6 protein-coding genes are annotated in these 8,031 nt (G+C 37.2%); all 6 read right to left on the bottom strand.

Going from position 1 to position 8,031, the window contains the following annotated elements; all coding sequences use genetic code 11:
* On the bottom strand, nt 1-659 hold a 659-nt coding region (locus tag RYP29_RS07550), incomplete at its 3' end, for a G5 domain-containing protein (protein ID WP_311532899.1).
* Between the two features lie 416 nt (nt 660-1,075).
* Nucleotides 1,076-3,193 carry a polyphosphate kinase 1 gene (gene ppk1, locus RYP29_RS07545; RefSeq protein ID WP_311532896.1) on the bottom strand — a complete coding sequence of 706 codons (2,118 nt, stop codon included), beginning with the start codon at nt 3,191-3,193 and terminating at the stop codon, nt 1,076-1,078.
* Nucleotide 3,194: 1 nt separating this feature from the next.
* The gene (locus RYP29_RS07540; protein ID WP_311532894.1) at nt 3,195-4,745 is read right to left on the bottom strand and encodes a phosphatase; all 1,551 of its coding nucleotides are present in this window, start codon (nt 4,743-4,745) and stop codon (nt 3,195-3,197) included.
* A 9-nt stretch (nt 4,746-4,754) separates the two neighbouring features.
* Nucleotides 4,755-6,290 carry a Ppx/GppA phosphatase family protein gene (locus tag RYP29_RS07535; RefSeq protein ID WP_311532892.1) on the bottom strand — a complete coding sequence of 512 codons (1,536 nt, stop codon included), beginning with the start codon at nt 6,288-6,290 and terminating at the stop codon, nt 4,755-4,757.
* 146 nt (nt 6,291-6,436) lie between these two features.
* Nucleotides 6,437-7,207 carry a TatD family hydrolase gene (locus tag RYP29_RS07530; protein ID WP_311532890.1) on the bottom strand — a complete coding sequence of 257 codons (771 nt, stop codon included), beginning with the start codon at nt 7,205-7,207 and terminating at the stop codon, nt 6,437-6,439.
* Nucleotides 7,207-8,031 (bottom strand): methionine--tRNA ligase subunit beta (gene metG / locus RYP29_RS07525; RefSeq protein WP_311532888.1); only part of this gene is annotated, 825 nt, incomplete at its 5' end. The genes metG and RYP29_RS07530, both read right to left, overlap by 1 nt.

The following is an 8,031-nucleotide window of genomic DNA, read 5'->3' as shown; positions in this document are numbered from 1 at the left end:
TCACGAGTACCTTCTTTAATAATTGTAGGTACCATATTTGTCATTACAGACTTAGACAATTCATTTGTTCTAATAGCTGTACCATTATTATATAATGTCTCAACTTGAACGCGTTCAGTGCCCGGTTGACCAACTTGAACAACTTCTTCTTCACCTTGAGCCATTGTGTCATCTTTTTGACGAATCACTTGAACTGGGATTTCTTGATCCACAGTATTCACTGCACGGCTTGTAACGCGTACAATATTCACGGTACTACCAGCTTGAATAGCGCCACTAGCTACAGTCGTATAATTAGGAGCTTTGAAGCCTAATTCTTCTGCTAGGTCCTCAGCTGTAGTTTGTGTAGTATAAACAGTTCTAGTTTTTCCATTCACTGTAACAGATACTGGAAACGCTCTTACTACTGTAAGTGTTGTACCCTCTTGTACAGAATTAGAATCACTAACTACTTTATCTTTCGGATTTAATTTAATACCTGCGTTACGCACGATACCTTCATTCGAATTTAAATGTGTTTTAACAGTATGAGCTGCACCATCAGCCATGACTGTAACAGTTTTGTCGTTGTAAGAAAAACCAGTCAAGGTTATTGCAGTTACCATCAATCCAGCAACCACAGACGATATATATCGCTTGTGCGTCTTTTGAATTCTCATTACGAAATACCTCCTGTAACAATCATATTCTACTACAGTTAGATATAACCTGTCAAACGCACAAGGTTAACAATCGTTGATAAACCTTTATAATATATGGTTTTTCTTATTTTCAATCTTTTGTTTTTTTACATTTTGTCCACCACACAAGAACATATCTATATTTTTCGATAACATACTACATAAGCAAAACTGTAGAGGTATATCAGATGTCACTACAATATATAGTATACGATGTATATATTATTCTATCTATGAATATTTATGAGTTTTTCTATTGTTACCACAAAATATATTAAAGTTCTAAATTTTCATTTACATTTCATATTACAATAAATAAAATGGCTAAAATATACGTAGATTGGGGATTTACAATCTATATTTATACATCAATATGATACCCCTTTAGAAATTCATCATTCTTTCATCTTAAACATCGGTTTAAATCGCTCTATAACCGTCATTTGCTCCCTACTATCTTGTGTGTTAGCGGCCTCCATTAATTCTTCTTGTGCAGATAACGGCCCCTCTATATTAGAAACTTTATAATAAGAACCATCGGCTCTCATGAGATGTGCTTTTAATGTATCTACTAAATACAAATCTAGAATCCCTTTAATTCGTGCCTTATGACGTTTGTCCTCAATGGGAATCATCAATTCAACCCGCTCATTTAAATTACGTGGCATCCAATCGGCACTTGAGAGAAAGGTCTTTTCATTGCCTCCATTTCGGAAATAGAACAATCTATGATGCTCTAAGAAACGTCCAACTATGGAACGTACCGTAATATTATCACTAACACCTGCAATGCCAGGTCTGAGCGTACAAATTCCTCGTACAATCAAATCAATACGCACCCCATTAGCAGAGGCCTCGTATAATTTAGCGATGACTTTTTTATCCAGTAAGGAATTCATCTTTGCAATAATATATGCATCTTCACCACGTTTTGCACATTGAATCTCTTCATCTATAAGATCCATAATTCGCTCTCTCAAATTTAATGGTGCTACGATAAACTTATTCCAAATTGGTGGGTCCGAATAACCTGAAATTAGATTGAAGAAGCGAGATGCATCATCACCATATTCATCATTGCATGTAAAAATGCCACAATCCGTATATATGCGGGCCGTTTTACCATTATAATTCCCCGTTGCTAAATGCACATAACGGCGTATACCATCTTCTTCACGGCGAACTACCATTGTAATCTTAGAATGAGTTTTTAAGCCTTTTAGTCCATAAATGACATGACACCCCGCCTTTTCTAATCTACGAGCCATAGTAATATTATGCTCTTCATCAAAACGGGCCTTTACTTCCATCAAAACAGTAACTTGCTTACCATTGTCCGCTGCTTTTACAAGAGACGCAATAATGGGTGATTCTCCACTAACGCGATACAAGGTTTGTTTTATAGCCAATACATTTGGATCCACCGCAGCTTGTGCTACAAATTGTTCAACCACACTAAAGGATTCAAAAGGATGATGTACGAATATATCTCTATTACGAATCACATCGAGTAAATTTTCTCCTTCGAAGCCAATTAAATCGCTTGGTATTTTAGGCTCAAATGGTTTATAGCGCAAATTATCATACCCAGGGTAATTTGAAAAATCGAAATACATACGACAATCTAAATGACCATCTATATGGTATACATCTTTTTCTTCAAGTTCTACACTTGCCAATACGGTACGCAACAATTCAGGAGAACCACCTCCAACAACCTCTAAGCGAACCGCATCACCACGGCGTCTGCGTCGTAAAGAGGCCTCTACTTCGGTCAATAAGTCCTTTGCATCTTCTTCATCGATTTCTAAGTCCGCATCACGAGTCAAGCGGAAAATCATGGCCTCTTCTATGCCATAACCTTGGAAGAACTGGATTGCATAGTAACTAATTACATCCTCTAAATAGACAAATCTATGTTCCTTGTTCGATGAAGATGGTACTTCTATAATTCGATCTAATACTGATGGTATTGGCAAAATTGCAATTTTATAATCCTTTGTACCATCAGGTTGGACTTGAAAGATGCGAACAATAGCATTAATCGTATTATTAGCTAAAAAAGGAAATGGATGTCCTGAGTCAACGGCCAATGGAGTGACCACAGGATAGATTTGTTCCTCAAAATAATGACGTAACCAGGCCTTTGTCTTTACATCTAACTCTTCAGGATGAAAAAAACTAAATCCTTTTTCCTTTAAATCTGCTAAAACACGATGTAAATAGGTATACTGTAACGAAACTAAACGTTGTACAGATTCATCGATGGCTTTGAGCTGTGCCTTGGCATCCATATGAGCAGCATCATATTTAACAATACCATTCATAGCTTGATGACGTAATCCCGCTACGCGTATCATAAAAAATTCGTCTAAATTAGAACTGGCAATAGCGATAAAGCGTAAACGCTCTATTAAGGGATTGCTCGTATCCATCGCTTCTAATACAACCCGTTGGTTAAACTTTAACCAGGATAATTCACGGTTAAAATAGTACTTTGGACTTGTAAACAACTTATACACCCCCTATGGTCAAGGAAATTTCCATACCAAATATTTCGCTAAAATAGATAGAATCTCGATTAAACGTCCACCATTCGAGAGAGATATTTTCTTTCGTTCTTACGTGAACAATTAATTCTTTATCCTTCTCTTCTAATCGTATCTCGTCTATTTTTTGATTACTTCCTGCATCTAAGGAACACGCTACACGGACGATAGCAACAAGTTTTGTAACCTGTATTTTTTGTAATTCTGTAAGCACTCTAAAGTAATCATCATCATCTGAAGGCGTCCCTTTGTAATGGTAATAAACTACATTGGCAACTACTTGTTTTTCTTCTTCTGAAAGTCCAAATATATCGGTTCCCATAACGATATGATAGGCGTGCTCGCCATGATTTCTAAGGCTCACAAATTTACCAACAGAGCACAGAATTGCTGCTATACGACATAAATATCCCCACCGTTCTGGCAAGCCTTTATGACGCAATGCATTACAAAATGCTAAACTAAAGCGTTCAACCTCTCTATCATGTATTGAATCCGTGTGATAACGAGCTGCTATGGCACGTGCTAAATCGGCATTTTGTTCACGTAATTGATACATATACGGATGATTTTCAGATTCTACACCATAAAACCAACTAATACCTTGTGAAAAAGAATAACTACTAAATATTAAAGACTCCGGTTGAATCGCATTAATAATTTCCGAAAACAAAATCATGGTAGGCATAAGAATATTAGCTTTAAATTCAGGTATCTTATATCGATTCATCAGTTTAGTAGCCGTAATACCATCAAAGGAATCTACTAATTCCTTAAATTGCTGTGGGTTGATGGTTGTAATAGGCTCACTATCGCTATATCCCATCAATTGCAAAATCAAACGTGCTTCATCACCTGAAAAGATAATATTCTTAATATTAAATAATTGTAGTTCTTCTCGTAACGGACTAATCATACGATGCAAATATTCCGTAATAGCTGTACTAAACGATATAGAAGCCCGTTGATTACGATTAAAAGACTCCATAACACGAAGAGAACCACTGTGCATATTTTGTTGGAATAATAAAGATGCACCTCTCCAAGCTGTTAAGCCAACCCCGCCAGACGTAACATCGGCAAAGAGACAAGCCGTATTCTCATCTGTTGCCTTATGATGGTACATCATTTCGTAATATACAAGGGCGTACTTAAAATATACTTCTTTAGGCATGTCGATGACTTCAACACGCATACCGGTTTGTATGAAAATTTGATCTAGTATAGCTCTTCGATTAGCGGCCTCCCGAATCACTGTAGTGCCATATAAACGGCATCTAGACACACCATAGTCGGCCATTAACTGCTTATAGCCCTTAAGAATGTCACAAATTTCTTCAATCGTTTTAAAACTAAGACGAGATGTTTGAAACAGTTCTTCTCCAAAGGTCACTTCTCGAGCTGCATAGTCGATGACACGCACATCATCGATACTTTTATATTCTAATATGGTAATGCTCATGCTGCTAGATCCAACATGTAAAATTGCATATCTGAGCACTTTAGCCAATGTCATACCTACCTCCTACTGAGGGGACCACTCAATTTCTAACTGACGATTAAATTCCTTTTTAAAAGGCTTCACTAATTTATCAACAGCCCCTTTTGTTATATCAATATCACGATATTTTGGATACTGTACAATCAAATGCACCTTATCAGGACTAATTCGACTATCTAAATTCATAACCAACTGTTCATGGCTTTCATCAAGAGCCTCTGCAATAGCTAGAATAATTGACAACTTCTGCCCCATCGAACGTTGCTCATCATCCAATAATTTGCCATATAAGAAGTTTTTATATTCCTTAGGTGTTAAACCATGAGAATTCATAACGAGAAATGCGCTAAAGGCCTGCTCAATATGTGTCATCCCATATAGATTACTGTTAACGAGCATATAACAACCATGTCGAGCATGACTATAATAATTCACTCGTTTACCAATATCATGCAACAGTGATGCTACTTGCAAACAACGGCGCAGCGCATTATCGCCCTTATGCAAGGACCACCATTGTTCGAATAATGTATCAGCTAGTCTGCAAATATATTTAGCATGCACGAGCTCATGACGTGTCATCCCCAACAAAACATTTTCCGCAGAGTGAATTAATATGTCTGGAATGATAGGGTTACCACCTAAATAATTATGCCCATAGTAATCATAAAATAAACCTTCTCGAAGACCAGAACCACCTACGACTAGTGTTTTACAATTCACATAATTAAATAGTTCATAGACGATGGTCATCCCTGCAATAATAATATCTGCCCGTTCAGATGAAAGGCCATTTATCTTTTTCCGTTGTGCTAAAGGCTTAGATTTAACCTCATCTAACAACTCCGTAAACCGATGATATGGTATCTCATAATTATGTAATTTAGTAATAGGATACGATAATTTACGTTGATCCATTTTGGCAATATTACGTGCGGTACCACCTATACCTAATAGTGGCATTTTAGTATTCTTAAGCCAAGGTTGTTCTTCTATGGCCTTTCTAATAGCCTTGACCATTTTATTGTATTCTTTGTCTGTAAACTCATCGCCCTTCTGATAGGTTCCGGTTAATGTTAAAGCTCCAATAGGTAAGCTAACAGACTGTTCAATCTGACGATTTCTTACTAATGTTACTTCAGTGCTGGCTCCTCCTAAGTCAAAAATGATAAAGTCCTTAAGACCAATCGTATTAATGACACCTAAAAAGCCTAATCGCGCCTCTTCTACGCCGGAAATACACTCTAGATCAAGCCCTGTTTCTCGTTTTACAGCATTAATAAATTCATCGCCATTTTTTGCTAATCTAACAGCTGCTGTTGCAACGGCCTTAATAGAGTTTACCTCAAGAGCCTTGGCCATATGTACATAAGACTGTAAAGATACTAGGGCTCGATTCATAGCCGCTTCTGTCAATTTATGATCGCCCCACATATTTTCACTAAGGCGAATGGAGTTTTTTTCTTGATAAATTAACCGGTAGCTACCAGTATCTGATATTTCATATATAACGAATCGAACAGAATTCGATCCCAAATCAATAAATGCAATGCGTTCCATCGTATCATCCTTTTCAAGCCCCAATATACAGACTATATATTTTAGTATACCATAGAAAAACGCGATTCCTTCTAAGAAAGAATCGCGTTTTCCAAGCATAGATATATAAGTCTACACATATTTCATAGCATCTATAGCTATCACCACTATTTAATTCCAAATACACGCTTGCCATTTTCATAAGCAATGGACGCAAACTCCTCTACATCCATACCGCGTAAGGATGCAATTTCCTGAGCCACAAATTGTGTTTTACTTGGATCATTACGACGGCCTCTAAATGGAGGCGGTGTTAAATATGGTGAATCCGTTTCAATAAGAATACGATCGAGTGGTACTTGTTTAGCCACTTCTTTTAAATTAGTCGATTTTGGGAATACAACGGGGCCTGCAAAGGAAATATAGAAACCTAATTTAATAGCCTCTTTAGCCATTTCCCAACTACCGGAATAACAATGGAAAATCCCCCAATTATCCTTGCCTTCGTTGCGCAATATATCCATAATATCACCATGTGCATCGCGGTCATGAATGATAATAGGCAAATCTACCTCACGAGCCAACTCGAGTTGACGTATAAATACCTTCTTTTGCGTTGGTCTATCAGAAAAATCATAATAATAATCAAGGCCAATCTCACCAATAGCACGAACTTTATCATGATGTAATGCTAAATCCTTAAAATATTCATAATCATCATCGGTAAAATCTTTTGCTTCGTGAGGATGTGTCCCTACCGCTGCATACAAACGGTCATCTGTTTCAGCCAATGCAACACCAGACTCTACAGTTTGTCTGTCAACACCAGGAATCATAATGTATTCGACGCCTGCATCAAAACAAGCTTGTAACATATCAGCTCTATCGTTATCGAAATGATTATCGTTAATATGTGCATGTGTATCAAAGAGTTTCATTATTTTACAATGCTCCCTGCTGGTAAGGATTCAATATTAGTAACCTCTAAGTGTTCTTCCCAATCAGAAGCGGATAAAATCATGCCATAAGACTCAATCCCCATCATTTTTTTAGGGCTCAAGTTTGCTAAGTAAATTACCTTTTTACCAACCATAGCTTCTGGTTCATAATATTGAGATATACCACTTAAAACGGTGCGTTCTTCAAGGCCAATATCCAATACAAATTTCAATAATTTTTTAGACTTAGGTACCTTTTCACAACTTACAACCTTAGCTACACGAAGATCCAATTTTTCAAAATCATCATAGCTAATGTTTTCTTTTAAAGGTGGAATATTCGATGTATCAACAGATTCTGTAGGTTTTTCTTCCACAGCAGTAATGTCTACCATTTCTGGAACTTCAAAACGTGGATAAATTGGTTCACCTTTTACCACCTTCGTACCAGTTTGGATGCCGCCCCATGTGCGCACATCATCTAATTGGACATCCTCAAAACCAACTAGCCCCAATTGTTCCCAAATTTTGGGAGCCCCTACTGGAATAACAGGGCTTACGAGAACAGCAATGATGCGTAAGCTTTCAGCAAGATGATACATAACGGATTGCAAACGACGTACATCTGCCTCATCAGAGCTCTTAGCCAAGACCCAAGGCATAGTTTCATCGATGTATTTATTCATACGACTGATGAAAGCCCATACTGTTTTAAGGGCTTTATTCAATTCCATAGCTTCCATTTGGGCTTCAAAATCTGCCACTGTTTGTTCTGCCAAGGAAGAAATTTCTTTATCTAAATCATCTACATCATCAGTTTTTGT

Origin of the sequence: uncultured Veillonella sp., from assembly GCF_963534045.1 — a bacterium.
GTDB lineage: Bacteria > Bacillota > Negativicutes > Veillonellales > Veillonellaceae > Veillonella.
The sequence above is the reverse complement of the archived record's forward strand: the minus strand, read 5'-3'. Positions and strand labels throughout refer to the sequence as shown.

Coding starts and splice junctions, on each gene's coding strand:
- RYP29_RS07540 (WP_311532894.1), bottom strand. CDS start 4,745: ATGACATTGGCTAAAGTGCTCAGATATGCAATTTTACATGTTGGATCT.
- RYP29_RS07535 (WP_311532892.1), bottom strand. CDS start 6,290: ATGGAACGCATTGCATTTATTGATTTGGGATCGAATTCTGTTCGATTC.
- RYP29_RS07530 (WP_311532890.1), bottom strand. CDS start 7,207: ATGAAACTCTTTGATACACATGCACATATTAACGATAATCATTTCGAT.